We start from the raw sequence: 26995 nt of genomic DNA, 5'->3' as shown, positions 1-26995 counted from the left end.
CATAGATCGCCTGTTCAGGCGGGTGCCCCGGGCCGCTCCCCGTGCCAGGACCGCCACAGCGCCGCGTACGCCCCGTCCGCCGCGACCAGCTCGTCATGGGTGCCCAGCTCGGTGAGGCGGCCGTTCTCCATCACGGCCACGCGGTCCGCGTCGTGCGCGGTGTGCAGGCGGTGGGCGATGGCGATGACGGTACGGCCTTGGAGCACGGCGGCCAGGGCGCGCTCGGTGTGCCGGGCCGTCGTCGGGTCGAGCAGGGCCGTCGCCTCGTCGAGGATCAGGGTGTGCGGGTCGGCCAGGACGACACGGGCGAGGGCGAGCTGCTGGGCCTGTGAGCCGTCCGTACGGCAGCCGCCGTCGTCCAGCGCCGTGTCCAGGCCGTCGGGCAGCCGCCGTACCCAGGTGTCGGCGCCGACCGCGGTGAGGGCCGCCCACAACTCCTCGTCCGTGGCCGACGGGTCGGCGATACGCAGGTTGTCGCGGACCGTGCCGAGGAAGACGTGGTGCTCCTGGGTGACCAGGACGACCTGGCGGCGCAGCTGCTCCGGGCCGAGGGCGACGACGGGTACGCCGCCGACCGTCACCGAGCCGGCGGTCGGCGCGTCGACGCCGGCCAGGAGCCGGCTCAGGGTCGTCTTTCCGGCGCCCGAGGGACCGACGACGGCGAGACGCTCGCCCGGCCGTACGGTCAGGTCGACCTCGCTGAGGACCTCGCCGCCGCGGTCGTAGGCGTAGCGCACGCCGGTCACTTCGATCAGGTCGTTCGCCGGGGTGGGGGAGCCGGTGTCGGTGGCCCTGGGAGCTCGCGCCAGCCCCTCAACGCGGGCGAACGACGCGCCGCTGCTCTGCAGTTGCTCGACCCGGACCAGGAGCTCGTCGAGCGGCCCCTCGAACTGCCGGAAGTACAGCCCGGCCGCCACCACCGCGCCGAGGCTCATCGCCCCCTGCGCGTGCAGGATCCCGCCGATCAGCAGCACGCCCGCCACCGGGAAGAGGTACGACACCTCCACCACCGGGAAGAACACCGAGCGCAGGAACAGGGTGTGGAAGCGCCTGCGCCGGGACTCCTCCAGCGCCGCACGGCTGACCGCGACCCGGTGCTCCCGGAGCCCGAACGCCTCCACCGTGCGGGCGCCGGCCGCGGTCGCCGCGAGGATCTCCGCGACCTCCGAGTTCGCCGCGCCCTCGGCGAGATACGCGTCCCGGGCCCGCCGCAGGTACCAGCGCAGCACGAACCAGATCGGGGTGAGGACGAACACCCCCAGCGCGCCGAGCAGCGGGTCGATCGCGAAGACCGCCGCGAGCAGGAACAGCGCCTGCACGATGTTGATCAGCATCTCGGGGCCGGCGTCGCGGAGCGTGGTGCCGACTGTGGCCACGTCGGCCGTGCCGCGGGCCGTCAGGTCGCCGGTGCCGGCGCGTTCCACGACAGACGCGTGCAGGGCGAGGGTTCGGTCGACGAACTCCTCGCGTACGCGGGCGAGGGTGCGTTCGCCGAAGCGGTGGCCGGCGTATCTGGCCCAGCGGGCCAGCAGCAGCTGGGCTGTTGCCGCGATCAGGATCGCCAGGGCGAGTTTGTCCACGGTTGTTACGCCGTGGCCGGCGCGGACCTCGTCGATGATGCGGCCTACCAGCCAGGGGGCTGCGAGGCCGGCGATCGCTGCGAGGGAGTTCAGGGCGAGTACGGCTGTGAAGGCCTTGGTGTCGGCTCGGATGAGGCGGAGGGTGGCTTGTCGTACGTCTTTGGGGTCGGCGATGGGGAGGGATGTGCGGCTACTGGCTCGGGACTTGGGGTTGTCTGCCGGGTGCGGGTGCGGGTGCGGGTGCGATGGGGCTTGTCGCGCCCCGCGGCGGAGCCGCATATGGATACAGCCCCGCGCCCCTGATCGGCGTTTGGCTTCCGTCACCTGACAATCTCCTCGGCGTCCTCGTCCCGCGCCACCAAAGCGCGGTAGCCCGGCTCCCTGTCCAGCAGTTCGCTGTGCGTGCCCGTTGCCGCCACCTTGCCGTCGACCAAGTAGTGGACCGTGTCCGCCTGGTCCAGGACCAGCGGCGACGTGGTGGTCACCACCGTCGTACGCCCCTGCCGTGCCGCGTGCAGGCGTTCGGCGACCCGTGCCTCGGTGTGGGCGTCCAGGGCCGACGTCGGCTCCACCGCCAGCAGGATCTCGGGGTCGGCCAGCAATGCGCGCACCAGGCGGACGCGCTGGCGTTGGCCGCCGGAGAGGTTGCGGGCCTGGGCGTCGATGGGGGTGTCGAGGCCGTCGGGGAGGCCGCGGACGATGTCCTCGGCGACCGCCGTGTGCACCGCTTGAGTGATCGCCGACTCGTCCCGGTCGGCGTGGCCGGCCACCAGCTCCCGCAGCGTGCCCGCGAACAGGTCCGCCTCGTGGTCGGCGACCAGGATGCGTGCCCTGAGCTGCGGCAACGGGATGTCGGCCAGGGGTACGCCGCCCCAGGTCGCCGTGGACGGGGTGTAGCGGCCGAGGCGGTCCACCACGGCCGTGGCGTCCGTCGGGAGAGCGGCGGCCAGGGCGGTGAGGCGGCCCGGGAGCACCCGTACGCCGGACTCCGGGTCGTACAGCACCGACGGCTCGGCGGGGGGCTCGCTCGTGCCCGTGTCCGGTTCCGGCTCCAGGCGCAGCAGCCGTACGACGCGGCGGGCGGCCACCACGCCCCGGCCGAGCTGGTAGCCCCAGTCCACGAAGTACGACACCGGGCGGACGAGGACCGCGACATAGCCGTAGACCGACACCAGCTCGCCGACGGTGATGGTCCCCTGGGCCGCCATGCGGGCCGCCATCCAGGTCACCACCGCGAGGTACAGCGTCGGCAGTCCGACGCCGAGGGCCTGCATCCAGCTGGTCACCGAGCCGACCCGGTAGCCCTGCTCGCGCAGGCGGGCCGAGTCGCGGCGGAAGGCGTCGGCGACCAGGCCCTTGCCGCCGAGGCCGTTGAGGACGCGCAGGCCGCCCGCGAGGTCGCCGATCCGGGCCGTGAGGACGCTCTGGCGTTCCCGGTACTCCGCCTCCGTGCCCTGCAGCCGGCGCATCAACGGCCCGACGAGCAGGGCGATCAGGGGCATCCCGAGCAGCACCACCACGGTGAGCTCGGCGGAGACGGTCAGCAGCAGGCCGGAGACCGCGAGGTAGGCGGCGATCGCGCCGACCCCCGGACCGATCACCGTGAGCGCGGAGGCGATCTGCTGCACGTCGCCCACGCCGATCGTCACGATCTCCCCGGCCTTGACCTGCCGTGGCAGCGCGGCCCCCAGCCGTACGGCGTGTCCGACGACGACCTTGACCGTGCGGAAGTTGGCGTCCATCCGCACCCGCGTCATCGTGCGGTGCCGCATGATGCTCAGCCAGGCGTTGAACGCCCCGACCACGACCAGCAGCCCCGTCCACAGGGCGAGGGCGCCCATGTCGTCCTTCTCCAGGCCCTCGTCCACGGCCCGGGCCATCAGCAGGGGCGTCGCCGCCAGCAGCACCATCCACACGCTGCCCAGCAGCGCCCCCGCCGCCGACCGCCACGGCTGTCGCAGCACCAGCCACAGCAGATACCGCCAGCCGCCGCGACAGTCGGGCGTGCCCGGATCCTCGTACGCGTCGATCACCTGTCGTCCCCCTGGAAGGCTCACGCCAGACTGTCCCGCCACGCCCGGTGCAGATCCGCGAACCTGCCCGTCCCGGCGACGAGTTCGGCCGGTGTGCCGTCCTCGACGATGCGGCCGTGCTCCATCACCAGGACCCGGTCCGCGATCTCGACCGTGGACAGCCGGTGCGCGATCACGACGGCCGTACGGCCGTGCAGGACCGTCGACATCGCGCGCTGCACGGCGCGTTCGCCGGGGATGTCGAGGGAGCTGGTCGCCTCGTCGAGGATCAGCACGGCCGGGTCGGCGAGCAACGCCCGGGCGAACGCGACGAGTTGGCGCTGGCCCGCGGAGATACGGCCGCCGCGTTTGCGTACGTCGGTGTCGTAGCCGTCGGGGAGCGAGGTGATGAAGTCGTGCGCGCCGATGGCCTTCGCGGCCTGCTCGATCTCCTCGCGGGTGGCGTCCGGGCGCCCGATGGCGATGTTCTCGGCGACCGTGCCGGAGAACAGGAACGCCTCCTGCGTCACCATCACCACCCCGCGCCGCAACTCGGGCACGGCCAGCTCGCGCAGGTCGACGCCGTCCAGCAGGACGCGGCCGTCGGAAGGGTCGTAGAAGCGGGCGAGCAGTTTGGCGAGTGTCGACTTGCCCGCGCCCGTCGAGCCGACGACCGCGACCGTCTGCCCGGCCGGGATCGTCAGGTCGAAGCGGGGCAGTACCTCGCCGCCGGTGCGGTAGGCGAACCGGACGCCGTCGAAGACGACCTCGCGGCCGGGGTGCTCCGACTCCAGTGCCGGGAGCTGCCCGGGTGTCCGCGGCTCGGGGACGGACGGCGTCTGGGCCAGCAGCCCGGCGATCTTCTCCAGGGAGGCCGCCGCCGACTGGTAGGAGTTGAGGAACATGCCGAGCCGGTCGATCGGGTCGTACAGGCGCCGCAGATAGAGCACGGCCGCCGCCAGCACACCGAGCGCCAGCGTGCCGCCGGCGACCCGGTGGGCGCCCCACAGCACGATCCCCGCGACGGCTGTGTTGGCGACGAGCCGTGAGCCGACGACGTAACGGGCCATTTCCAGCAGCGCGTCGCCGTTGGTCCGCTCGTGCCGGGTGTTGAGGACCCGGAAGTCGGCGTCGTTGGCGGCCTCGCGGCGGAAGGCGCGCACCGGGCGGATGCCGTTCATCGTCTCGACGAACTTGACGATCACGGCGGCGATCGCGGTGGACCGCACGGTGTACACCCGCGCGGCCCGCCGCCGGTAGAGCCGTACGAGGAGGTACAGCGGCACGAAGGAGGCCACGGCGACCGCGCCCAGACCGAGATCCAGCCACAGCAGCATCGCCGAGATGTAGACGAAGGACAGGATGACGGTGACGAGTTCCTGCAGACCCTCGTCGAGCAGCTCGCGCAGGGACTCCACGTCCGTGGTGGAACGGGAGATGAGCCGGCCCGAGGTGTAGCGCTCGTGGAAGTCGACGCTCAGGGCCTGGGCATGGCGGAAGATACGGCCGCGCAGGTCGAGCAGCACGTCCTGGTTGACGCGGGCGGAGAGCAGGATGAACGCGTACTGCAGCGATCCGGAGGCGACCGCGCACAGCAGATAGCCGACGGCGACGGCGATCAGCGGCCCGAGGTCGTCGCGCCGGAACGCCGGTACGGCCGTGTCGATGGCGTACGCCACCAGCAGCGGGCCCGCCTGCACGGCCGCCTGCTGGAGCAGCAGCAGAAGTGTGGTGACGGCGACGCGGGCCTTCATCGGGGCGAGCAGCGAGCGCAGGAGGGCGGCGGTGGCGCCCGGGGGAGTGGGCAGGACGTCGCGGTCGAAGGGGTCGCCCGGCCTGGCGGATTCCGGTTCCTCGGCCGGTTGTTCCTTGCCCGGTGCGGGGGTGGTCGCCGTCATCGGTCGGCCTCCTCGGTTCCGGCCATGAGGTGGGCGTACTCGGTGTTCGTGCGCAGCAGTTCCTGATGTGTGCCGACGGCGGCGACACGGCCGCCCGACAGCAGGGCGACGCGGTCGGCGAGCAGCACGGTGGACGGGCGGTGGGCGACGATCAGCGCGGTGGTCTCCGCGAGCACGTCGCGCAGGGCGGCCTCGACCGCGGCCTCGGTGTGCACGTCGAGGGCGGACAGGGGATCGTCCAGCACGAGGAACCGGGGCCGGCCGACGACGGCCCGCGCGAGTGCCAGTCGCTGCCGCTGCCCGCCGGAGAGGCTGAGGCCCTGCTCGCCGACCTGGGTGTCGGTGCCGTGGGGGAGGGCGTGCGCGAAATCCGCCTGCGCGACGCCGAGCGCCCGCTCCAACTCGGGCTCCCCGGCCTCGTCCGGGGCCCCCATGAGAACGTTGTCGGCGACGCTGGCCGAGAAGAGGGTGGGTTCCTCGAAGGCGACGGCGACGAGTTCGCGCAGCGTGTCTCTGGGCATCTCGGCGATGTCCTTGCCGTCGAGCGTGATGCGGCCGGACGTCACCTCGTGGAGGCGGGGGACGAGAGCCGTGAGGGTCGTCTTGCCGCTTCCGGTTGCGCCGACGAGGGCCATGGATTCGCCGGGGCGGATGTGGAGGTCGATGCGGTCGAGGATGGGTGGGGAGTCGGCGGGGGCGTCGGGGTAGCGGAACCGGACGTTGTGGAAACGGAGGCCGTCGTTGCCGGCTGCGGGCCGGTGGGGGCTGCTCGCGCCCCGCGGCGGAGCCGCATATTGATACAGTCCCGCGCCCCTACGGGGCGCGTCCCGCTCCGGTGATGCGTCCATCACCTCGAAGTACCGCTCAGTCGCCGTAGCCGCCTCCTGGCTCATCGCCAGCAGAAACCCGATCGAGTCCACCGGCCACCGCAGCGCCAGTGCCGTCGACAGGAACGCCACCAGCGTCCCCGCCGACAACGCCCCGTCCGCCACCTGCACCGCACCCAGCACCAGCGCCGCCCCGATGGCCACCTCCGGCAGCGTCACGATGACACCCCAGATCGTCGCCAGCAGCCGGGCCTTGCGCAGCTCCGTGCCGCGCAGCGTCCGCGACAGCTCCCGAAAAGCCCGGGCCTGGCTGCGATGCCGCCCGAACCCCTTGATGATCCGGATCCCGAGCACGCTCTCCTCGACGACCGTCGTCAGATCGCCCACCTGGTCCTGCGCGCGGCGCGCCACCGCGGCGTACCGCTTCTCGAAGGTCACGCAGGTGACGATCACGGGCACCGCCGGCACCAGGATCACCAGCCCCAGCGTCCAGTCCTGGAGCAGCATGATGATCACGCCGACGAAAATCGTCACGCCGTTGACCAGCAGAAACGTCAGCGGAAACGCCAGGAACATACGCAGCAGCATGAGATCGGTCGTGCCCCGCGACAGCAGTTGCCCCGACGCCCACCGGTCGTGGAACGCCACCGGCAGCCGCTGCAGATGCCGGTACAGATCCGCCCGCATCGCCGCCTCGACCCCCGCCAGCGGCCGCGCCACCAGCCACCGCCGGAGCCCGAACAGCAACGCCTCGGCGACCCCGAGCAGCAGAAGGTACAGCGCCCCGAGCCACACCCCGGCCGGATCCCGGTCGGCTACGGGGCCGTCCACCATCCACTTCAGAACGAGCGGAATGACCAGCGTCAGACAGGACGCGACGATCGCCACGAACGCGGCGGTGAACAACCGCAAACGCACGGGCCGCACATACGGCCACAGACGCAGCAGCGTACGTACGGCGGATCGCTCGGCCCTGTCCTCGGCGGTTGCACGTGTCGTCACCATCAGCAGCGAGCCTACGGATCGCCACTGACACTGCCCACCGAGTTTTGGCCGGTCCGCAATCGGCCGCTGGTCCTACGACCTGCATGTTCGAGGGGTTGGACGGCGCCTAACCCGGATAGGGCAGCAGGGTGCTGTCGACCCTCTCCCACGCGTCCCTGAGGTCAGCCAGCAACCCCGGTTCGTCCGCGGCGCGGTCGGCCTGTTCGCGCTGGTCGGCGGCCAGGTTGTAGAGGTGGTCCCTGCCGCCCGCGTCCCGGTAGTACTTCCAGTCGCCGCGCCTGAGGGCCCGGTTGGCCCGTACCCGCCAGAACAGGTCCCGCTCCGGCAGTTCCTCGCCGCGCAGCAGGTAGCCGGCGAGGCTGGTGCCGTCCAGCGGATACGCCGGGTCGGGGCGGGCGCCGGCGATCTCCAGCAGGGTCGCCGTCCAGTCAGGGGAGAAGTTCGGCTCGTGGCTGACCTGACGGCCGTCGACGCGGGCGGGCCAGCGCACGATCGTCGGCACCCGGATTCCGCCCTCCCGGAGGACGAACTTCTCGCCGCTGAGCGGCCAGTTGTAGGAGTAGCGCTCACCGCCGTTGTCGCTGGCGAACAGCACGAGGGTGTCGTCCTCCTGACCCGAGTGGCGCAGGGCGTCGAGCACCTCGCCGACGGCCGCGTCGAGGCTCTCCACCATCTCCGCGTACTTGGCGACCGAGCCGCCGTCGTAGTGGTTCAGCGCCGCGCTGACCTCCACCTGGCTCTTGGCCGCCCGGATCTTCGCCGCGATCTCCGCGCCGGTCTCCTCGTCGCCCTCCGCGAGCCAGGGCCAGTGCGGGGTGGTGAAGTTGAGGTTCAGCAGCCAGGGCGCGGTGTGGTCACGGCTGACGTACTCGACCGCCCGCTCGGTCAGCACGGTCGTGTAGTACCGCAGGTCCTTGTACTCGGCGTCGCCCTCGTGGAGGTCGTACGCGCCGAGCTGGCCGAGCTTGGAGAAGTACTCCAGGACGCCACCGAAGTTGCCGAAGAACTCGTCCCAGCCGGACTTGGTGGGGCTGTGGTCGGGGAGCCAGCCGCAGTGCCACTTGCCGATGAGTGCCGTGGCGTAGCCCGCCCTCCTCAGCAGGGAGGCCAGGGTGGGGTGATTCGGGTCCAGCCCCTGCGCCTTGTCGGCGATGGGCTCGGCGAGGCCGCCGGGCGTACGCCCCGGGTACCGGCCGGTGTACAGGCTGAACCGGGTCGGTGAGCAGGTCGCCGAGCCGGAGTACGCGTTCGTGAACCGCACCCCCTGCCGGGCCAGCCGGTCCAGGTTCGGGGTCCTGATGTGGGGGGCGCCGTACGAGGACAGGTCCGCCCAGCCGAGGTCGTCGCCCAGGACGACGAGGACGTTGGGGCGCTTTGCGGACGCGGCGGGGCGGGCCCGGAAGGGGCGCTCGGCGGGCGCGGCTTCTGCGGTTACTACGGCTGTGGCGGCTTCGGCGGCGGTGGCCGTACCGGCGACGGCGGTCACGGCGCCGCCGCCGACGAGGCCACCGAAGGCACGACGGGATATCTCGGGCATGCGCCTCAGTCGATCAGCACCGCGATCCCATGGCCAGGAATCCGGCGCGGAGTTCATGGGCTTGAAACGCCACCTCAACGAACCCCGCGGCCGACTCAGCCGACCTTCAGCAACAGCACCGCGCGCCCCGGCACCGTGATCGCCGCCCCCGCCCGGTGCTCCACCCCCGGCGCCTCCCCCTGCTCCTCCCGCGACGTGTCGACGACCAGCTCGTACCGCTCCGCCCACGGCGGCCCCGGCAGCACGAAGCTCACCGGCCGGTCCCCGGCGTGCAGCACGGCCAGGAAGCTGTCGTCGACTATCGGCGCCCCGCGCTCGTCCCGGCCCGGGATGTCCCGCCCGGACAGATACATGCCCAGCGTGGCGGCGGGCGCGTACCAGTCCCGTTCCGTCATCTCCGTCCCCCGCGCGGTGAACCAGGCCAGGTCCCGGAGCCCGTCGGCCGAGTGTGCCCGACCGGAGAAGAAGGCCCGGCGGCGCAGCACCGGGTGCCGGTGGCGCAGCTCGATCAGCCGGGACGTCAGGTCGAACAGCGCCTTCCAGCCCGGCTCCTGAAGCAGCCGCCAGTCGAGCCAGCTGATCTCGTTGTCCTGGCAGTACGCGTTGTTGTTGCCCCGCTGCGTCCGACCCAGCTCATCGCCCGCGACCAGCATCGGCACGCCCGTCGACAGCAGCAGCGTCGTCAGCAGGTTCCTGAGCTGACGGCGCCGCAGCGCCCGTACGCGCTCGTCGTCCGTCTCGCCCTCGGCGCCGCAGTTCCAGGACCGGTTGTCGTCGGAACCGTCCCGGTTGCCCTCGCCGTTCGCCTCGTTGTGCTTGCGCTCGTAGGACACCATGTCCCGGAGCGTGAAACCGTCATGCGCCGTCACGAAGTTGACCGAGGCGTACGGCCGCCGCCCGCCCCACGCGTACAGGTCGCTGGACCCCGACAGGCGGTACCCCAGATCCCGTACGTCGGGCAGCGCACCCCGCCAGAAGTCCCGTACGGCATTGCGGTAGCAGTCGTTCCACTCCGTCCACAGCGGCGGGAAGGCGCCCACCTGGTAGCCGCCCGAGCCGACGTCCCACGGCTCGGCGATCAGCTTCACCCGCCGCAGCACCGGATCCTGCGCGATGACGGCGAGGAACGGCGAGAGCATGTCGACGTCGTGCATGGAGCGAGCCAGCGCTGCCGCAAGGTCGAAGCGGAAGCCGTCCACCCCCATCTCCGTCACCCAGTACCGCAGCGAGTCGGTGATGAGCCGCAGGACGTGCGGCTGGACGACGTGCAGGGTATTGCCGCAGCCGGTGTAGTCGGCGTACCGCCGCGCATCGCTCTGCAACCGGTAGTACCCCCGGTTGTCGATCCCCTTCAGCGACAGCGTGGGGCCCAGCTCGCCCGCCTCCGCCGTGTGGTTGTAGACGACGTCGAGGATGACCTCGATCCCCGCCGCGTGCAGCGCGTGCACCATCCGCTTGAACTCGCCGACCTGCTGACCGGTCGTACCGGAGGCGGCGTAGGCGGCGTGCGGAGCGAAGTAGCCGATGGAGTTGTAGCCCCAGTAGTTGCGCAGGCCCTTGCGGAGCAGATGGTCCTCGTGCGCGAACTGGTGGACCGGGAGCAGCTCGACGGCCGTCACGCCCAGCTTGACCAGGTGCTCGATCGCCGCCGGGTGCGCGAGGCCGGCGTACGTCCCCCGCAGCTCCTCCGGAATCCCCGGGTGCAGCTTCGTGAACCCCCGTACGTGCACCTCGTAGATCACCGAGTCCGCCCACGGCGTCTTCGGCCGGCGGTCATCCATCCACTCGTCCTCGGGGGCGTCGTCGTGGACGACCACGCCCTTCGGGACGTACGGCGCCGAGTCCCGGTCGTCGCGCACGGTGTCCGCGACATGCTGCTGGGGCCAGTCGCGGACGTGCCCGTACACCTCCGGCGGCAGGCTGAAGTCGCCGTCCACCGCGCGCGCGTACGGGTCGAGCAGCAGCTTCGCCGGATTCCAGCGGCCGCCGGTCCACGGATCCCAGCGGCCGTGCACCCGGTAGCCGTAGCGCTGACCCGGCATGACACCCGGCACGAACCCGTGCCAGATCTCGTGCGTCAGTTCGGTCAGCTTGGCCCGCGTCTCCTTGCCCTGGTCGTCGAACAGGCACAGCTCGACCGACTCCGCCCCGCCCGCCCACAGCGCGAAGTTGGTGCCCGCCACCCCGTCCGGGCCGACCCGGAAGCGGGCGCCGAGCGGCACGGGCGTGCCCGGCCACACGGGCACCGGGGGAGCCTTGTGCCGCGCGCCGTTCACGACGGCGGCCGGGCGCCCCTCCTCAGCGGCGACCGCGGCGGCCACCGCCTCCTGCTCGGCTGCGCTCGACACCTGACGGCCTCCCACGGCTCATGGACCACACGCATGGGGAAGCAGAGCCCACGGTGTCCCGGTCCGCGGCTCCCCGTCGCGTCGTCCTCCTTGATGTTCTGCCCACCCCATGGCTCGCACTCACGTTTCCCCAGACCCACCCCGGTCGTTGGGGTCTTCGTGAGGCACGTACAAGGGCGCGCGCGGCGCGCGGGGGCCGTGTTGGCCGCCGTACTGACATGGGCAGGACTGCTGGCCGGGGCGGCCGGCTGCACCTCGGGGGGCGCCGACGGCGACGAGATGCTGGGCAAACCGCCGGCTCCCGAGGACGTCATCCGGGTGCTGCCCGACGACGGCAGCAAGGGCGCGCGCCCCGACGACCGGCTGCTCGTCCGCGTGCTCAGCGGGCGCCTCGAGTCGGTGAAGGTCGTCAAGTCCCAGGACGCGCAGGACACCGAGGTGTCCGGGCGCATCTCCGAGGACGGCCTGCGCTGGGAGCCCGACGACCCCGGGCTCGCACTGGCCGCCAGGTACACGGTCGACGCGGTGGCCCTCGACGGCCACGGACGCCGCAGCGCACGGCACACGACCTTCACCACGTACGTCCCCGACGAGCGGTTCATCGGATACGTCACCCCGGAGCACCGCTCCACCGTCGGCACCGGAATGATCGTCTCCCTGGAGTTCAACCGGGAGATCCAGGACCGCGCCGCCGTCGAACGCGCCGTCCAGGTCACCGCCGAGCCGGCCGTGGACATCCGCCCGCACTGGTTCGGCACCTCCCGCCTGGACTTCCGCCCCCAGCACCCCTGGAAGCCCGGCACCCGGGTCACCGTCGCCCTGCGCCTGCGCGACGTCGAGGGGTCGCCCGGGGTGTACGGCCTGCAGCACAAGACGTTCTCGTTCACCGTCGGCCGCCACCAGGTCTCCGTCGTCGACGCGGCCAAGCACACCATGGAGGTCCGGCGCGACGGCGAGCTCCTCGCGACCGTGCCGGTCACCGCGGGCGCCCCGAAGAACACCACCTACAACGGCAAGATGGTCGTCACCGAGATGCTCGAACTCACCCGGATGAACGGTGCCACCGTCGGCTTCAAGAAGGCCAACGGCAAGGGCGAGTACGACATCCCGGACGTCCCGCACGCCATGCGCCTCACCGACTCCGGCACCTTCCTGCACGGCAACTACTGGGCGGACGCCGACATCTTCGGACGCACCAACGTCAGCCACGGGTGCGTGGGGCTCCGGGACGTCAAGGGCGGCAGCTCCGAGACGCCCGCGGGCTGGTTCTTCGACCGCAGCCTGGTCGGGGACGTCGTCGAGGTCGTCCACAGCAAAGACAAAAAGGTCGCTCCCGACAATGGCCTCGGAGGATGGAATATGGGCTGGAAGGAGTGGAAGACGGGGAGTGCGGTGAAGTAACAGGACAGGGGGGTGAGTTGCTCGACCAACCGGCTATCTGTCGATGTTGGAACTGAACGGTGACAATCGCGCGGCGCCAACGCCAATGACCTTGTGGTTAATATGCGCCGATGCGCGCGGCGGGCGCGCGGGGGAGTGGGCCGACCAGGCCCGACAGGGCCTCGGGGCCCGGCGAGGGCCGTTGGGCCCGGGGAGGGGAGAAAGACTTGAACGTGCGGCCGATATCGGGGGCGTCGGTTGATGCGCGCGCCAGGCGTGGACGCGTGGGGCTGTCGGCGCTGGCGGGTGTGCTGCTGCTCGCCGTGACCGCGTGCGGCGGAGGCGGCGGGTCGAACGCCGGGGCCGGCAACGGCAAGGGCGAGGACTCCGCCACGGCGGAGACCAGGAAGTCGCAGGCCGTCGTGACCATAGCGCCGGGCGACGGGGCGAAGTCCGTCGAGACCAGCGGTGCGCTCAAGGTCACCGCGGCCAAGGGCAAGCTGACGGACGTCGAGGTCAAGGACGCCAAGGGCAAGGCGATAGCCGGGAAGATATCCGGCGACGGCGGCACCTGGACGCCGTCCACGCACCTCGCGGCCGCCACGAAGTACACCGTGCACGCGGTCGCCAAGGACTCCGAGGGCCTGGCGGCGACCAAGGAGGCCGACTTCACCACCCTGACCCCGAAGAACACCTTCATCGGTCACTTCACGCCCGAGGACGGTTCCGAGGTCGGCGTCGGAATGCCGTTCTCGCTCCGCTTCACCCGGGGCATCACCAACCCCGAGGACGTCGAGAAGGCGGTCACCATCAAGACCGAGCCGGCCGTCGAGGTCGCGGGCCACTGGTTCGGCAACGACCGCCTCGACTTCCGGCCCGAGAAGTACTGGAAGGAAGGCACCAAGGTCACCGTCGACCTCAACCTCGACGGCGTCGAGGGCCGCCCCGGCGTCTACGGCGAGCAGTCCAAGACCGTCTCCTTCACCATCGGCCGCGACCAGGTCTCGGTCGTCGACGTGAAGACCAAGAAGATGAAGGTCATGCAGGACGGCAAGGTCGTCAAGACCATCCCCGTCACCACCGGCAAGCCCGGGTACGCGACCTGGAACGGCCAGATGGTCATCACCGAGAAGTTCGTCGAGACCCGGATGAACGGCGACACGGTCGGCTACGAGGGCGAGTACGACATCAAGGACGTCCCGCACGCCATGCGCCTGACCAACTCCGGCACCTTCATCCACGGCAACTACTGGGGCGGCGACGCCTTCGGCAACTACAACGCCAGCCATGGCTGCGTCGGCCTGCGCGACGTCAAGGGCGCGTGGGACGGCGGTACGCCGGCCGCGTGGTTCTACAACCACTCGATGATCGGTGACGTGGTGGTCGTGAAGAACTCCAGCGACGCGACGGTGGCCCCCGACAACGGGCTGAACGGCTGGAACATGTCGTGGGAGAAGTGGAAGGCCTGAGCCTTCGATGACGTACGGCCCCGGAGCCTGCCTCGATGTGAGGTACGGCACCGGGGCCGAGGTCGTTAGCGGCGGTTAACCTGCTCGCATGACCGTGAATCTCGAAGTCGCCGAAGGTGTCGGTACCCTCCGCCTCGACCGTCCGCCGATGAACGCGCTGGACGTCGCCACCCAGGACAGGCTCAAGGAGCTCGCCGAGGAGGCCGGACGGCGCGACGACGTACGGGCCGTGGTGATCTACGGCGGGGAGAAGGTGTTCGCGGCCGGCGCGGACATCAAGGAGATGCAGGCCATGGACCACACGGCGATGGTCCTGCGCGCACGGGCCCTGCAGGAGTCGTTCACGGCGGTGGCCCGGATCCCGAAGCCGGTGGTGGCGGCTGTCACCGGCTACGCGCTCGGCGGCGGCTGCGAGTTGGCGCTGTGCGCGGACTACCGGATCGCCGCGGACAACGCCAAGCTGGGCCAGCCGGAGATCCTGCTCGGACTGATCCCGGGTGCGGGCGGCACCCAGCGGCTGGCCCGGCTGGTCGGCCCGTCGAAGGCGAAGGACCTGATCTTCACGGGTCGGATGGTGAAGGCGGACGAGGCGCGGGAGTTGGGCCTGGTGGACCGCGTCGTCGCGGCCGAGCAGGTCTACGCCGAGGCGCACGCCTGGGCGGCGAAGCTGGCGCAGGGACCGGCCATCGCGCTGCGCGCGGCGAAGGAGTCGATCGACGCGGGCCTGGAGACGGACATCGAGACCGGCCTGACCGTGGAACGGAACTGGTTCGCGGGCCTGTTCGCCACGGAGGACCGGGAGCGGGGGATGCGGAGCTTCGTGGAGGAGGGGCCGGGCAAGGCCAAGTTCCTCTGAAGCGGGGGAACTCGGGGACTCCTGCGCGGTGGGCAACTCCGGGGTTCCGCCGAGGACATGGAACCCCGGTCGACGGCAGGAACCCTGGTCCGAAACTCGGCCGTATCACTTGCAATTGACGGGATGTCTGATCCGGTTCCCTCGATGGGGCGGTTTATGGCAGCCTTAAGGCAACCTTAAGCCTGGCTTGTCGAGGGAGCCCGTCGATTGCCTCCAGCGAAGCCGTCGTCACAGGTCGGGCGGGCTGCGGGTGACCCCGAACTGCCACTGTCATATGCCGCTGGAGCCGCACGGAATGAGCTATTCCGGGGGGTGTATTCCGCGGGAACGGCCCCGGAGGGGGCCCTGGGCGGCCATGATGGGGGCATGGCGGGGCTGGAGGGTATCGAACAGCCGCGGGGACACGGCCGTGCGACTACGGCGCGTTGGTCGCCGGGGGTCGAGGACGAAGCTGCCTCGAAGGCGCTTGAACTGTTCGGCAATCCCACGGAGGCGGAGGTTCCGCTCCCGTCCCGCCCCGAGTCCGCGGCAACGGCGCGCCGGCTCGCGCAGGTGGTGGTCCTGCGCCAGTGGGGCCTGACTCCGAAGATGACGGAGGACGCGGTCTTGCTCGTCTCCGAGTTGGTCGGCAACGCCGTCCGCCACACCGGCGCCCGCGTCTTCGGCCTCCGCATGCGCCGCCGCCGGGGCTGGATCCGCATCGAGGTCCGCGACCCCTCACGCGGGCTGCCGTGCCTGATGCCGGTCCAGGAGATGGACGTCAGCGGGCGGGGTCTGTTCCTGGTGGACAAACTCTCCGACCGCTGGGGCGTGGACCTGCTGCCGCGCGGCAAGACGACGTGGTTCGAGATGCGGGTGGCGGACCGCTAGCCGCCGGGGCGGGGAGGCCGAAACGCCGCCGCCCTGAGGGGAGGGCGGAGCCCCTGGGATGGCGGCGGGGGCTATGACAGCTGGTGGGTGCGACCCGTGGTGGGCCGCCTATCGGGTGAATCATGCGTTTTTCGACACATTCCTCATTAAATAGTCCGTGCCCTAGCTCGCCCCCACCCCGCCGCACGGAAGAACCGCCGATGAACGTCATCCACCGCACCCTCCTCGCCGGCCTCGGCCTCCTCGCGCTCGCCGCCTGCGGCACCGAGTCGGTCAAGGACAGAAACCGCGCCGCCACCGAGTCCCCCGGCACCCAGGCCGCCGCCGTCCCCGCCCCACCGAAGAAGAAACCCGTGGACGGCCTCCCAGGCATGCCACCCGTCCTCGACCCCAAGGACGTCTACGCCGCCGACCGCCCCAACAAGCTCTCCCCGGTCGTCAAGGACTTCCCGTCGCGCGTGTACGTCCCGAACAGCGAGTCGGACACCGTCTCCGTCATCGACCCGAAGACGTACGAGATCATCGAGACCATCCCCGTCGGCCGCCAGCCCCAGCACGTCGTGCCCTCGTGGGACATGAAGACCCTCTGGGTCAACAACAACCGGGGCCACACCCTCACCCCCATCGACCCGAAGACCGGCAAGGCGGGCAAGGAGCTCAAGGTCCACGACCCGTACAACCTCTACTTCACCCCCAACGGCAAGTACGCCGTCGTCATGGCCTCCCTCGACCGCGAACTCGTCTTCCGCGACCCCCACACCATGAAGCGGATCAAGACCGAGCCGGTCACCTGCTACGGCGTCAACCACGCCGACTTCTCCGCCGACGGCCGGTACTTCATCGTCTCCTGCGAGTTCAGCGGCGAACTGCTCAAGGTCGACACCGAGAAGATGAAGGTCGTCGGCCAGCAGAGGCTTCCCTTCGACGGCGCGATGCCCCAGGACGTGAAGATCTCGCCGGACGGCAAGAGGTTCTACATCGCCGACATGATGGCCGACGGCATGTGGGTGCTGGACGGCGACAAGTTCACCGAGCCCACCCTCCTGCACACCGGCAAGGGCTGCCACGGCCTCTACGTCAGCCGCGACTCACGCGAGATGTACGTCTCCAACCGCGGCGAAGGCAGTGTCTCCGTCTTCGACTTCACGAAGAACAAGCTCACCAAGAAGTGGCACCTCCCCGACGGCGGCAGCCCCGACATGGGCGGCGTCTCCGCCGACGGCAAAGTGCTGTGGCTGTCGGGCCGTTACGACTCCGAGGTGTACGCCATCGACACCCGCACCGGAAAACAGCTCGCCCGCATCCCGGTCGGCAGCGGCCCGCACGGCCTCGCCGTCTATCCCCAGCCCGGCCGCTACTCCCTCGGCCACACCGGCATCTTCCGCTAGGGCCTGATCCGCCGGACAGGCCCTGGCCGACAGGTGGTTGACCGGCGGTCAGCGGACACGCCGCCGTACGGGTGACGCTCCACGCCCCACCGCCGTGGGCCCGGGATGGTACGCCCATGATCACAACTCGCCTGCGGCGGCGGGCCGCTGCCGCCGTCCTGTCCCTCTCGGCCGTCCTCGCGACGACGGCCGCCACGGCCCCCGAGTCCTCCCGCGCCTCGGTCGCCGACCTCCCCGCCGCGATCGCCGGACTCCCCGCCCCGGCTGTCGCGCCCGTGGCCAAGGCCGCCCCCGCCCCGGCGGCCTGTCCCGTCCAGTACGACGACAAGGTCAAGGCCGCCGCCGACCGCCGCGTCGACGTCGACCGCATCACCCCCGACCCGGCGTGGCGCACCACCTGCGGCACGCTCTACCGGGCCGACGGCCGCGGCCCGGAGATCGTCTTCCAGGAGGGCTTCAAGCCCAAGGACGTCGTGACCGGCCAATACGACCTGGAGCAGTACGTCCTGGTCAACCAGCCCTCCCCGTACGTGTCCACGACGTACGACCACGACCTGTACAAGAAGTGGTGGAAGTCGGGCTGGAACTACTACATCGACGCCCCCGGCGGCATCGACGTCAACAAGACCATCGGCGACACGCACAAATGGGCCGACCAGGTCGAGGTCGCCTTCCCCGGCGGCATCGACCGGAAGTACATCATCGGCGTCTGCCCGGTGAACAAGACGACCAAGGTCGAGATCATGAGCGGCTGCCAGAGCAACCCGCACTTCGAGGCCTGGCACTGAGCGCCCCGCACTGAGCGCCCCGCACCGATGCCTACCGGGCGTGCAGCAGCAGCTCCGCGCCCACCTGCCGGTAGCCGGCCGCCTGGAACGCCCGCACGCTGCGGGCGTTCCCCGGCGCGATCTGCGCCCACAGCGGCTCCGTGACGAGATGCCGGGCGGCGGTCACCAGCAGCCGCCCCAGCCCCCGTTGCCGTACCGTCTCGTCCACCTCGACCGACACCTCCAGCCGCCCGGCGACCCCGCGCCCCATGACCACCACACCCCCCTCCGCCGTCCACGCGCGCACGTCGTCGCGCCGTCCGTGGGCGTAGCCGATCCGGGGATGGCCGGCATCCTTGATCTCCGTCAGCGCGAGCGGCGGCTCACCCGGCAGCGGGGAGCCGACCAGAACCGCGTCGACGGTCTCCGACCAGCGCCCCGTCCGCTCCATGAAGGCCGCCAGGAACCGCGGGTTCAGGGTGGCGGCCAGCGCGTCGCAGTCCACATCGCGCAGGGTGTCGTAGATCCAGTCGGGATCCTCGTCGGTGACGACGAAGGAGTGCGCGGTGAAGGAGAGGACACCGGCGTGCCGGGGCGAGGGCTGGGGCACGACGGTCGTACCGCCGTCCGCGGGCGGGAAGACACCGCGCGCCGCCGCGTCGAGAATGTCCCGCAAGGTCTCCGCCACGGCGGCCACCCTCCGCTCTTGAGTCTCCACCCACTGGAAGGCCCACACTCGCAGACATGATCGAAGACGGCACCGGACTTTTCACCATCGGAGAGCTGGCCCGGGCCACCGGACTGACCGTCCGCACCATCCGCTACTGGTCCGACGAGGGCGTCCTGCACCCGGTGACGCGCTCCTCCGGCGGCTACCGGCTCTACGACGCCGAGTCCGTCGCCCGCCTTGAGCTGATCCGCACCCTGCGCGAACTCGGCTTGTGCCTGGACGACGTACGGAAGGTGCTCAGTGGCGAGAAGGACGTGGCGTCGGTCGCGGCCATGCACGTCGCCGCGCTGGACGCGCAGATCCGGTCCCTGAAGGTGACCCGTGCGGTGCTGTCGACCGTGGCGCGACGCGGCTCGACCGCGGAGGAGATGACCCTGATGCTGTGCCATCTGGGGGATACCCCCCAGACCCCCCGAGCTGGCGCGACTGTCTGCCGCCGAGCGGCGGCGGATCCTCGAGGAGTTCGTGGACGAGATGTTCCACGGACTGGACACCGCGGATCCCGTGATCCGTGAGCGGATGCGGAACATGGCCGTCGACCTGCCGGACGAGCCGACGCCCGAGCAGGTGGACGCCTGGGTGGAGCTGGCCGAGCTGCTCCAGGACGCGGAGTTCCGGGCGCACATGCGCACGGTGGCCGAGTTCAACACGGATCCTGCGGGACCTGCTCGGCGACGCCGACCCGGCCGCCGTACTCGAACGCCTGAGGTCCACTGCGAACGACAAGGGCTCCCGGTACCGCGAGCTGCTGGCCGTCGTGAAGGGACACGGGCCCGCCTCGGCGCACCGCGCGGAGTTCGCCTGGGTGGTCGCCGCGCTGGAGGTGCGGGCGGGCGGTTAATCTGACCTGCGGCACAAGCCGGCACAACACGACAGACGTAAGAAGAGGGGCGGACCGGTGGCGAACATCGACATCGAGGAAGCACGCAAGCAGTTCGAGCGCATCGATGCGGACGGTGACGGCACCATCACCGCCGCCGAGTTCAAGACCGCCCTGGCCCAGGGCGGCGACTGGAACGTCACCGAGGCGGTCGCCGAGGCGATCATCAACAGCCGCGACCTGAACGGCGACAAGCTCCTGTCGTTCGACGAGTTCTGGGCCTTCCTGAGCAAGTGACGCCCCGCGAAGGGGCGCCCTCCCCGCCGGGAAGGGCGCCCTTTCGACAAATCTCCCTCACCGGCTGCCCGGTTCACCGCGGATGCCGGCCGCCGCGCGGCGCCGCACTCTCCCTCACGACCGGTCAGGCGTTCTCGGCCCACTCCCGCAGCGCGGCCTTGCTCGCGAAGTCCGCCACGTTCCTGTCCAGCGGGTTGTCGGTGTACTGGTGGAAGCGCCACTTCGCCTTGATGCGAGGCTTGCCCGCCGTCACGTAGTCGGCGATCCACAGGCCGTCGCCTGCGTAGGAAGTGGTGTCGACGTTGAGCCAAAAGTTGCGATTACAGTACAAAACGACCGGATTGTTGGGGCGCTTCTCCTTCACCTTCCGGATGAAGAGATCCTTCTGGGCGTTGCTCGCATGCGTCCCGTCACTCGTCGTCTCCCAGTCCACGGCGAGGATGTCGCCCGCCTTCTCCGGGGCGTGCTTGACGAAGTACTCCGCCTGGGCCGAGAGGTTGCCGGGCCAGAGGAAGTGGTAGAAGCCGACGACGAGGCCGGCGTCGCGGGCTCGTTTGGTCTGGGCGGTCAGTTTGGGGTTGACGTAGGAGCGGCCCTCCGTGGCCTTGATGAAGACGAAGGAGAGGCCGTCGGTGTCGTAGGACGAGGACTGGTACGCGCTTACGTCGATGCCACGGAGCATGTGGGGGATCCCTCAAGGTGAAGTGGGGGGACGGGAGTTGATGATGCCCTCTCGCCTGTGGCGTTACTCCCAGCGATTGCGTTCCGCGACGAAACGCAGTGTTCCGCCCTCGAAGGACGAGAGATCCAGGTCGAAGATCTGCCGGAACGCGTCGTCCGGCAGATCCGGTGTGAAGGCGAGCCGTACGGTCGATTCTGTGTCCTCGAGTATCAGTACGGGGTCTTCGGCCGCCCGCTCCGGGGCCGCCGGGTCCGGGTCCGGTGGCGTCGATGTGTCCGGGCTGCGGCCCAGGGCTCCGCCGATGACGCCCTTGACCGCACGGTAGGCGTCCTGGGCGAGATTCTTGCCGGCTTCCTGAAGGAATCCGCTGAGCGGCAACACCACGAGCACCATCCAGGTCAGCGTGCCGCTGCGGTGGTTGTCGACGACTGCACCCGCCGCCCCCCGTACGCCCAGTCCGGCCAGTCCTTCGTACAGCGCCGCCTGCTGCTCCGCGGTCGTCCCGGGGGCGAAGTAGACGTGGGCGGCGGCCGATGCGGCTGGGTTCGGTTCAGTCATCGTGCTGCTCCTTTTCAAGGCGCCAGATCTGTACGCGTCCGTCGGCTTCCGCAGCGGCCAGCAGGCGCCCGTCGTCGCTGAAGGCGACCTCGGTGACCGAGGCGCGGTGGTGTGTGACCCGAGGGCGCCCGTGGACCCTTTCGCTCTCCAGCGACCACAGGCAGACCCTCCCGTCGTCGCCTCCGGTGGCCAGGCACCGGCCGTCCGGACTGACGGCGATGGTGTTGAGTGCGCCGCGATGGGGGATGCGGCGGACCCGTGTGCCGTGCGGCAGTTCCCACAGACAGGCGAATCCGTCGGCTCCCGCAGTGATCAGGCGCTTCCCCTCGGGGCGGCTGAACGCCACGGCCCGCGGCGCCTCGGTGTGGGTGAAGGTGCGGTCGGGGATGTACCTGCCCTGGGTGTCCCACAGCAGCAGGCGGCCCTCGGTGTCGGCCGTCACCAGGTGTGTGCCGTCCGGACTGAAGCCGAGGTCCGTCACCGTGTGGTGAACCGGCAGACGGTGCAGGATCCGCCCGTCCTCGGCCCGCCAGATGGCTGCCCCCGCCCAGCCGGCCGTGGCGATGCGTGCACTGTCGGGGCTGAAGCACAGCCGGCGCCGGCCGGTGACCGTCTCCCGCCCGAAGTCCACCGCGATCCCCTTCCCGTTCGCGGTCCGCCAAATGAGCATGCGGTGTTTGGTGGCCGCGACGAACAGGGTGCCGTCAGGGCTGAACCGGACCGTGCGCGGGCCGTGGTTGAGCAGGCCGAGGGACAAGGTGTGCACAGTACGGCCCTTCTCGACGTCCACGATCTGTACGGTGCCGCTCTCCGCTCCGACGGCGAGGACTTCACCACCGGGGCTGAAACTGATCGAGTGCACCGCGGAGCGGGATGCCAGCTCCTGGACGAGACCCAGCCGGGGTACGCGCGGCCGCTCCAGGCTCACTCCCCGGCCGGGCCCGGGGCGGGCCCCCGGGCCCGGACGAGGGTGCACCGTCGGCGACGCGGAAGCGGCGGGCAGCCGGGTGTGCACATCGAAGATCCGATCGGTCCCGGACCCCAGATACAGCACCGGCGTCCCCCACTCCAGCGACCCCTTCAGCTCGGTGCGCATGGCCAGCCGGGCCTTCTGCACCCCCACGTGGACCGCGTCGTTCTGCGCAAGACAGGTGTAGAACTCCCGGCCGAACTCGAGGGCGGCCCGGTCGCTGATCGGGAACTGCATGGCGGCCACCGCGGGCACGCCCTTGCGCAGGATCGAGGCCGCGGGGCTGAAGAACGGATCAGACGTGGGCGCGTAGTCGGTCCCGCACGCGTTGAGGACCACCAGCCGAAGGGTGCCGTTGCTCATCAGCGGAGAGACATCGGGCGCCGACATGTCGTGACTCTCGCCGGTTCCCGGGTCGGTGAAGGCCAGCGTGGCGCTGCCCGTTCCGGGGTCGAACCCGCCGTGCCCGGTGAAGTGCAGCACATGCGGCCGTGTCCGCCGCAGGGCCTCGCGCAGATCGCGCCAGCTCTGGCCCGGCACCCACGCGAGCTCGACCACTCCGGCATCCATCAGATCGCGCAGAGCCCGGTGCAACTCCGCGCGCTCCTGCTCGACCGAGAGTTCGGCCAGGTCGGAGGGGCGGGCGACCATGCCCAGGACGCGCAGCGGTGCCTCGACCAGCAACGGGCCCCGCGTGGCCGGCAGATCGAGCTCGCGTACGAAGGCGTGGTCCACTGCGAGGTGTTCCCCCGCGGCGGGGTCGTAGAGGAACTCCCAGGGCAGCCGGTCGAGGCCGCCCGAGTGGGCGTTGAGACTGATGCGCAGGGTGCGCCGCTCGTGTTGCGCCTGCGCCCGGCAGCGCAGCAGCAGTGCACGGGCCGTCTCGTCGAAGACGGAGCCGAACATCAGGGTACCGAGCTCCCGGACCAGCGCCGTCGCAGGGCCCGGCAGGTCCGTCGACAGTCGGACACGGTCGGCGACCCGCTCCAGCAGCGCGTTCGCACGCGGCTGTGCCGTGAGGGGTGGCCGCTCCACGCGGCAGCTGCCGATGGGGGTCCTCATGTGCGCCATCTGCGCGTCTCCCACAGCGTGGAGCGCGATGTCGAAATCGAGCGCCTCTCGCACCTCTCCCATGTGCGCTCCCCCCGAACCGATTTGATGTCGCCACCCCCCCGGGGGAGCGAATGTGTGCCTGATGGTACGGCCGGCCGTCGGGCCCGAGCAGGGGTTTGACAAGCATGCCGACAGCAATTTTGGAAAGGGCATGTCCGTGCGCCGTACGTCGTGCCATGCTGACGTCCTGCCGTTTCCAGCCGCATGAATGGGATCGCCGGCTGGAGACGCTGTTCGGGGGGATCATGACAACGGGTGGATTTCAGCAGCAGTCACAGGAACAACTCTGGTTCGGAATAGGTGTAGTAGGCCCCAGTCGGGTCGGAAAGACTTCCTTGATCGTGTCGTTGATCGAGGACGCGCCACGCATCCTGGCCGGTAAGACGGCGGTGCTACGCGTTCATGACCAGCACACGGCCGGCGCGGTCGACCGCAGGCTCAACGAACTGCGCGGAGCCGTCCGCGCGGGCTCGTTCCGCAAACAGGCGCTGCGCAGCACCGAGCGGATGACGTACTACAAACTGGCGCTGGAAACCGGGATCGCCGGCATCGCGGTGTATCTGAACGTGCTGGATTTTCCCGGTGGATGGCTGAGCCCGGAACAGAACTCACCACGCCCCGAGGACAAGTGGCAGGAGTGCCGCGAGTTCATCAGCCGAAGCACGGTGCTGCTGGTTCCGGTGGATTCCACGGTCGTGATGTCGGCCACCGATCCGGAGCATGAACGGATGGTTCCGGAACTACTGAAAATCGCCCAGGTGGAACAAGTGGCCGAATCTTGGGCCACGGTGCGCGGAGCGGAACCGGAAAACCGCGCTCTCCTTCTGCTGGTGCCGATGAAGTGCGAGAGCTATTTCCATGACAACGGCGGCTCGAAGGACGAATCCGGGCACCTGTTCAAGAAGGTGGAGAAGATCTACGGCCGCGCCTTGGACGTTGTCAGAGCGAACGCTCCGCATGCCCAGATCCTTTACTGCCCGCTCGACACGCTCGGCTGTGTCGAGCTGACCGGCGCGGAGTCCTGGGTGCCGGACGGGGACGGGCTCCAGCTCAGCGCCGAGTTCGCGGTGCGGCCCCCGGGTGAGATCTCGGTGAAGGGGGCCGAGGAGATCCTCATCGCCGTCTGCCAGAACCTCGCCGCGGTCCGGCACGCCGGACAGCAGGAGAAGACCCGGGAGTGGGAGCGGCGCCGAGACGAGATCGCGGAGGAACGGAGCCGCCCGCTCACCTTTCGCCAGCGGTGGCGCAGTGTGATCAGCGGCGAGCGGTTGGAAATCATCGAAAGAGGGCGGTTCGCCACCCGTCAGCTCGGGCGGGCACGCCACCAGGAAGCGTACTTCGAGCAGCTGCTCGAAGATCTGGCGTTGCGCCCCATGGGGCCCCGGATTCGCGAGCTGTGAACCCGTCACCACCGATCACCATCCGCCGGGCGTGAGAGGAAACGACGGTGCGAGCACATGTACTGACACGGGGTTGGCGGCGGCAGGACGACTACACCTTCTTTCCCCGGTTTCCGGAAGACCGCTGGTGGGAGCGGTACGGCGAGTACGCCGACTTCGACTATCCGTTGCTGCTCGTGGAGGCCGACGGGGTGTCCTGGCGCGCGTACCTCGGCGGCATGACCACCTCCCGTGAGGACGTCACCGGAACCCCCATCCGGCTCTCCCTCGCCCTCGACGGCGAATGCGGCCCGGGGCGGCAGACGGACTGGGTGACCAGGCTCGTCGAGGAGCATGTCCACGGCCGGCGCAGGGGCGGTGAGACCGGTGCGGCCGCGGAGAAGGGCGCCCTGTGGGCGCTCGACCAGGTCTTCGACGAGTCCGCCGTGGCCGCGCTGTTCGCAGGCCCACCCGCTCCCGGAGCGGGCGCCGAGGACCTCGTCGACATCGCCGTACGCAGCCATGCGGACGCCGCCGAGAGCCCGCCGCGCCCCGCCCCCGCGGGCATCCCGGCACCGTCCGCGCCCACCGGCTCATGGGTGGCGGGGATCGGCGGGACAGAGGCACGGGAAGCGTTCGTCGACCACGCCGGTGCCCTGCTGGCCGGGACGGTCCCCGGACGTGCCCTGGTTCTCAACAGCCTCGACGATCCCGACGCGTTGCCGAGGCCGGCCCCCGGCGAACACCTCGTGGTGCTCGCCGACGCTCCCGAGGAGAGGTTCGGCAGCACGCCGGTGGCCATCGGGGGAAAAGCCTCAGGGCGGTCACCGGCCGCCCGGGTGGACGGCCGGCTGGTGTGGGCAGCCCTGGCGGCGGGGGCGGTGGTCGTCGTGCTCCGGTGCGGCAGGCGTCGGCGCGGACCCGCGCTCCGCAACGTCTGACTCCGCGGCCCGCACCGTCCGCGCCGCAGTGCCCGGAGATGCCCCGGTCACCATCGGCGGCCTCGCTGGTCATGTTCTCGCCCGGCTGCGCCGCCGCACCGGATGGCGGGGGAGACGGCCGGTCGCCGGACAGCTTCAGGGAGTTCGGCCTGCACGTGATCTGGAGTGCCCACGATGCAACCGGCGCTCGGGAGGCGCTGCTCACCCGGCATGGCCTGGCGGCCGGAAGCCTGTGGGTCGAGCCGCCCCGGCGCCGTCTCGCCGGCCGGCTGTGGCGCGGCGTGCTGGGCGTGAGCAGCGGGCTCCGGGGAGGCGGAACGGGCCTGGACCGGACCCCGCAGCGCGCCCTGCTGAGCCTGGACGCCGTCCCGGCTCGGCCGTCCGAGGACCGGCCGGCACCGGCCGGTGAATGGAACCTCCTGCTGATGCCTGTCTGGCGTACGGCAGCGGGCACCACCATGGCGGTTGCGCAGCTGCCGGTGCCCTGTTCCGAATGCGATCAACCGCACAGCGGCGGGATCTGCGTACTCCTGCCGGTGTCAGGAAGCAAGGAACCGTGACCACATCCCCACGCCGGGTGCGCTTCCCGGGAATCTCCTCCGAAGCCTATGAACACCCTTTCGCTCAGGCCGCGTTGTCGACCGTGCGCAAGGCGAAGGGCTTCGACCTCGTACTCAGGAAGGTGATGGGCGCCCCGGGCGAGGCCGCGATGCGGATGCACCACCTCGCGTGCGCGGTGAAGGTCGGCGACACCCAGTTCCGTCGGCTCAACCAGGTGATGGCGGAGGCCGCGCACACCCTGGACGTCGTCGAGCCACCGAGTCTCTACGTCAACCGGAGCATCGGCTTCAACGCCGTGACCATCGGCTTCGACAAGCCGTTCATCGTGCTCGGCGCCGATCTGATCGACTCGATGAACGAGGACGAGATCCGTTTCGTCATCGGGCACGAGCTGGGCCACGCGATCTCGGGCCACGCGCTCTACCAGAGCGTGGCCTGGTTCCTGGCCGCCGTCGGCGCGGGAGGCCTGCACGGCATACCCGGGGGACCCTTGGTGCTGAAGGGGATCGAGCTGGGCCTGCAGGACTGGGGACGCAAGTCCGAGCTGTCCGGGGACCGGGCCGGCCTGCTGGTGGGACAGGACCTGGAGGTCGCCGTCCGTACGCTGATGATGCTCGCGGGCGGTCGGCAGACCGAGGAGATGAACCCCAGCGCCTTCCTGGAACAGGCCGCCGAGTTCCAGGACGCCACCGGTCTGCGCAACCGCATCGTCAAGTGGATGATGCCCTCCTCGGACCACCCCCTGCTGGTGGTCCGGGCCGCGGAACTCGACCGCTGGGTGCGCGAGGGCGCATACGGCCGGATCGTCCACGAGGGCGACTACCCGCTGCGCGGCGAGTCGGCGTCGGTGAAGGCCCAGCTCGCCGAGGGCATCGACGGCGTCGGGCGGGCGCGGGCTCCCCTCGACCCGGCCCAGGGAGCCACCAGCACCCGGCTGGGGCGCCTGGGCGGCCGTGCGGGTGACAGCACCCGCGGCTTCTTCGGCCGCCCGCCCCAGTGAAGCCCTG

21 protein-coding genes and 1 pseudogene are annotated in these 26995 nt (G+C 70.6%); 12 read left to right on the top strand and 10 right to left on the bottom strand.

Annotated features, from left to right (window positions below):
• Positions 1–14: 14 nt before the first annotated feature.
• The 6 genes from IF78_RS0138245 to glgX all read right to left on the bottom strand — a co-directional run bounded on the left by IF78_RS0138245 (position 15) and on the right by glgX (position 11207).
• On the bottom strand, positions 15–1859 hold the full coding sequence (locus IF78_RS0138245; RefSeq protein ID WP_078662748.1) for an ABC transporter ATP-binding protein: 1845 nt from the start codon (positions 1857–1859) through the stop codon (positions 15–17).
• 41 nt (positions 1860–1900) lie between these two features.
• Positions 1901–3613 carry an ABC transporter ATP-binding protein gene (locus tag IF78_RS0138240; protein WP_031487143.1) on the bottom strand — a complete coding sequence of 571 codons (1713 nt, stop codon included), beginning with the start codon at positions 3611–3613 and terminating at the stop codon, positions 1901–1903.
• A gap of 20 nt (positions 3614–3633) precedes the next feature.
• Positions 3634–5490 (bottom strand): ABC transporter ATP-binding protein, encoded by a 1857-nt coding sequence (locus tag IF78_RS0138235; protein ID WP_031487142.1) that lies wholly within the window; start codon positions 5488–5490, stop codon positions 3634–3636.
• Positions 5487–7322, bottom strand: a complete 1836-nt coding sequence (locus IF78_RS0138230) for an ABC transporter ATP-binding protein (RefSeq protein ID WP_031487141.1) — start codon at positions 7320–7322, stop codon at positions 5487–5489. Before IF78_RS0138230 ends, IF78_RS0138235 begins: the two co-directional genes overlap by 4 nt.
• Positions 7323–7428: 106 nt before the next feature.
• Positions 7429–8859, bottom strand: a complete 1431-nt coding sequence (locus tag IF78_RS0138225) for a sulfatase family protein (RefSeq protein WP_031487140.1) — start codon at positions 8857–8859, stop codon at positions 7429–7431.
• A 95-nt stretch (positions 8860–8954) separates the two neighbouring features.
• Complete coding sequence (gene glgX / locus IF78_RS0138220; RefSeq protein WP_031487139.1) at positions 8955–11207, bottom strand: glycogen debranching protein GlgX; 2253 nt, start codon at positions 11205–11207, stop codon at positions 8955–8957.
• Positions 11208–11366: 159 nt separating this feature from the next.
• Between glgX and IF78_RS0138215 the strand changes: the two genes are divergently transcribed.
• From IF78_RS0138215 to IF78_RS0138190, 6 genes are all read left to right on the top strand, one after another.
• Entirely contained in the window at positions 11367–12608 is a 1242-nt protein-coding gene (locus IF78_RS0138215) for a L,D-transpeptidase (RefSeq protein ID WP_031487138.1), read from the top strand.
• 206 nt (positions 12609–12814) lie between these two features.
• On the top strand, positions 12815–14056 hold the full coding sequence (locus tag IF78_RS0138210) for a L,D-transpeptidase (protein ID WP_031487137.1): 1242 nt from the start codon (positions 12815–12817) through the stop codon (positions 14054–14056).
• 88 nt (positions 14057–14144) lie between these two features.
• Positions 14145–14912 carry an enoyl-CoA hydratase/isomerase family protein gene (locus IF78_RS0138205; protein ID WP_031487136.1) on the top strand — a complete coding sequence of 256 codons (768 nt, stop codon included), beginning with the start codon at positions 14145–14147 and terminating at the stop codon, positions 14910–14912.
• A 366-nt stretch (positions 14913–15278) separates the two neighbouring features.
• A complete protein-coding gene (locus IF78_RS0138200; protein ID WP_031487135.1) occupies positions 15279–15782 on the top strand; it encodes an ATP-binding protein in 504 nt (167 codons plus the stop codon).
• Between the two features lie 200 nt (positions 15783–15982).
• On the top strand, positions 15983–17170 hold the full coding sequence (locus IF78_RS0138195) for a YncE family protein (RefSeq protein ID WP_031487134.1): 1188 nt from the start codon (positions 15983–15985) through the stop codon (positions 17168–17170).
• Between the two features lie 116 nt (positions 17171–17286).
• Positions 17287–17958 (top strand): ADP-ribosyltransferase, encoded by a 672-nt coding sequence (locus tag IF78_RS0138190; RefSeq protein ID WP_031487133.1) that lies wholly within the window; start codon positions 17287–17289, stop codon positions 17956–17958.
• A gap of 31 nt (positions 17959–17989) precedes the next feature.
• Here IF78_RS0138190 and IF78_RS0138185 read toward each other — a convergent pair whose 3' ends face one another.
• A complete protein-coding gene (locus tag IF78_RS0138185) occupies positions 17990–18625 on the bottom strand; it encodes a GNAT family N-acetyltransferase (RefSeq protein ID WP_031487132.1) in 636 nt (211 codons plus the stop codon).
• Positions 18626–18681: 56 nt separating this feature from the next.
• Here IF78_RS0138185 and IF78_RS44330 point away from each other — a divergent pair.
• Both IF78_RS44330 and IF78_RS0138175 read left to right on the top strand, forming a co-directional pair.
• A pseudogene (locus IF78_RS44330) lies at positions 18682–19508 on the top strand (helix-turn-helix domain-containing protein).
• Positions 19509–19565: 57 nt separating this feature from the next.
• On the top strand, positions 19566–19784 hold the full coding sequence (locus tag IF78_RS0138175) for an EF-hand domain-containing protein (protein ID WP_031487131.1): 219 nt from the start codon (positions 19566–19568) through the stop codon (positions 19782–19784).
• Between the two features lie 124 nt (positions 19785–19908).
• Here the strand turns inward: IF78_RS0138175 and IF78_RS0138170 are convergent, their stop codons facing one another.
• The 3 genes from IF78_RS0138170 to IF78_RS45225 form a co-directional block, all read right to left on the bottom strand.
• Positions 19909–20466 (bottom strand): glycoside hydrolase family 25 protein, encoded by a 558-nt coding sequence (locus IF78_RS0138170; protein WP_031487130.1) that lies wholly within the window; start codon positions 20464–20466, stop codon positions 19909–19911.
• A gap of 63 nt (positions 20467–20529) precedes the next feature.
• Entirely contained in the window at positions 20530–21024 is a 495-nt protein-coding gene (locus IF78_RS0138165) for a hypothetical protein (protein ID WP_031487129.1), read from the bottom strand.
• Positions 21017–23128 (bottom strand): CHAT domain-containing WD40 repeat protein, encoded by a 2112-nt coding sequence (locus IF78_RS45225; RefSeq protein WP_031487128.1) that lies wholly within the window; start codon positions 23126–23128, stop codon positions 21017–21019. The genes IF78_RS0138165 and IF78_RS45225 overlap by 8 nt, the downstream gene beginning before the upstream one ends.
• Positions 23129–23232: 104 nt before the next feature.
• Here IF78_RS45225 and IF78_RS0138155 point away from each other — a divergent pair, with 104 nt between their 5' ends.
• The 4 genes from IF78_RS0138155 (at position 23233) to IF78_RS0138140 (ending at position 26988) form a co-directional block, all read left to right on the top strand.
• Positions 23233–24507 (top strand): TRAFAC clade GTPase domain-containing protein, encoded by a 1275-nt coding sequence (locus IF78_RS0138155; RefSeq protein WP_324617302.1) that lies wholly within the window; start codon positions 23233–23235, stop codon positions 24505–24507.
• Between the two features lie 47 nt (positions 24508–24554).
• Entirely contained in the window at positions 24555–25427 is an 873-nt protein-coding gene (locus IF78_RS0138150; RefSeq protein WP_031487126.1) for a hypothetical protein, read from the top strand.
• Between the two features lie 38 nt (positions 25428–25465).
• A complete protein-coding gene (locus IF78_RS48710; protein ID WP_158751626.1) occupies positions 25466–25987 on the top strand; it encodes a hypothetical protein in 522 nt (173 codons plus the stop codon).
• Between the two features lie 83 nt (positions 25988–26070).
• On the top strand, positions 26071–26988 hold the full coding sequence (locus IF78_RS0138140; protein WP_158751625.1) for a M48 family metallopeptidase: 918 nt from the start codon (positions 26071–26073) through the stop codon (positions 26986–26988).
• Positions 26989–26995 lie beyond the last annotated feature (7 nt).

It is taken from the genome of Streptomyces bicolor, from assembly GCF_000719285.1.
Classification (GTDB): domain Bacteria; phylum Actinomycetota; class Actinomycetes; order Streptomycetales; family Streptomycetaceae; genus Streptomyces; species Streptomyces bicolor.
This window is presented reverse-complemented; position numbering and strand designations above follow the sequence as displayed.

What these genes read in the sequence shown, in the direction of transcription:
- IF78_RS0138245 (WP_078662748.1), bottom strand. Translation starts at nt 1,859, where the DNA reads ATGCGGCTCCGCCGCGGGGCGCGACAAGCCCCATCGCACCCGCACCCG.
- IF78_RS0138235 (WP_031487142.1), bottom strand. Translation starts at nt 5,490, where the DNA reads ATGACGGCGACCACCCCCGCACCGGGCAAGGAACAACCGGCCGAGGAA.
- IF78_RS0138230 (WP_031487141.1), bottom strand. Translation starts at nt 7,322, where the DNA reads ATGGTGACGACACGTGCAACCGCCGAGGACAGGGCCGAGCGATCCGCC.
- IF78_RS0138225 (WP_031487140.1), bottom strand. Translation starts at nt 8,859, where the DNA reads ATGCCCGAGATATCCCGTCGTGCCTTCGGTGGCCTCGTCGGCGGCGGC.
- IF78_RS0138205 (WP_031487136.1), top strand. Translation starts at nt 14,145, where the DNA reads ATGACCGTGAATCTCGAAGTCGCCGAAGGTGTCGGTACCCTCCGCCTC.
- IF78_RS0138200 (WP_031487135.1), top strand. Translation starts at nt 15,279, where the DNA reads ATGGCGGGGCTGGAGGGTATCGAACAGCCGCGGGGACACGGCCGTGCG.
- IF78_RS0138195 (WP_031487134.1), top strand. Translation starts at nt 15,983, where the DNA reads ATGAACGTCATCCACCGCACCCTCCTCGCCGGCCTCGGCCTCCTCGCG.
- IF78_RS0138190 (WP_031487133.1), top strand. Translation starts at nt 17,287, where the DNA reads ATGATCACAACTCGCCTGCGGCGGCGGGCCGCTGCCGCCGTCCTGTCC.
- IF78_RS0138170 (WP_031487130.1), bottom strand. Translation starts at nt 20,466, where the DNA reads ATGCTCCGTGGCATCGACGTAAGCGCGTACCAGTCCTCGTCCTACGAC.
- IF78_RS0138165 (WP_031487129.1), bottom strand. Translation starts at nt 21,024, where the DNA reads ATGACTGAACCGAACCCAGCCGCATCGGCCGCCGCCCACGTCTACTTC.
- IF78_RS45225 (WP_031487128.1), bottom strand. Translation starts at nt 23,128, where the DNA reads ATGGGAGAGGTGCGAGAGGCGCTCGATTTCGACATCGCGCTCCACGCT.
- IF78_RS0138155 (WP_324617302.1), top strand. Translation starts at nt 23,233, where the DNA reads ATGCCGACAGCAATTTTGGAAAGGGCATGTCCGTGCGCCGTACGTCGT.
- IF78_RS48710 (WP_158751626.1), top strand. Translation starts at nt 25,466, where the DNA reads ATGCCCCGGTCACCATCGGCGGCCTCGCTGGTCATGTTCTCGCCCGGC.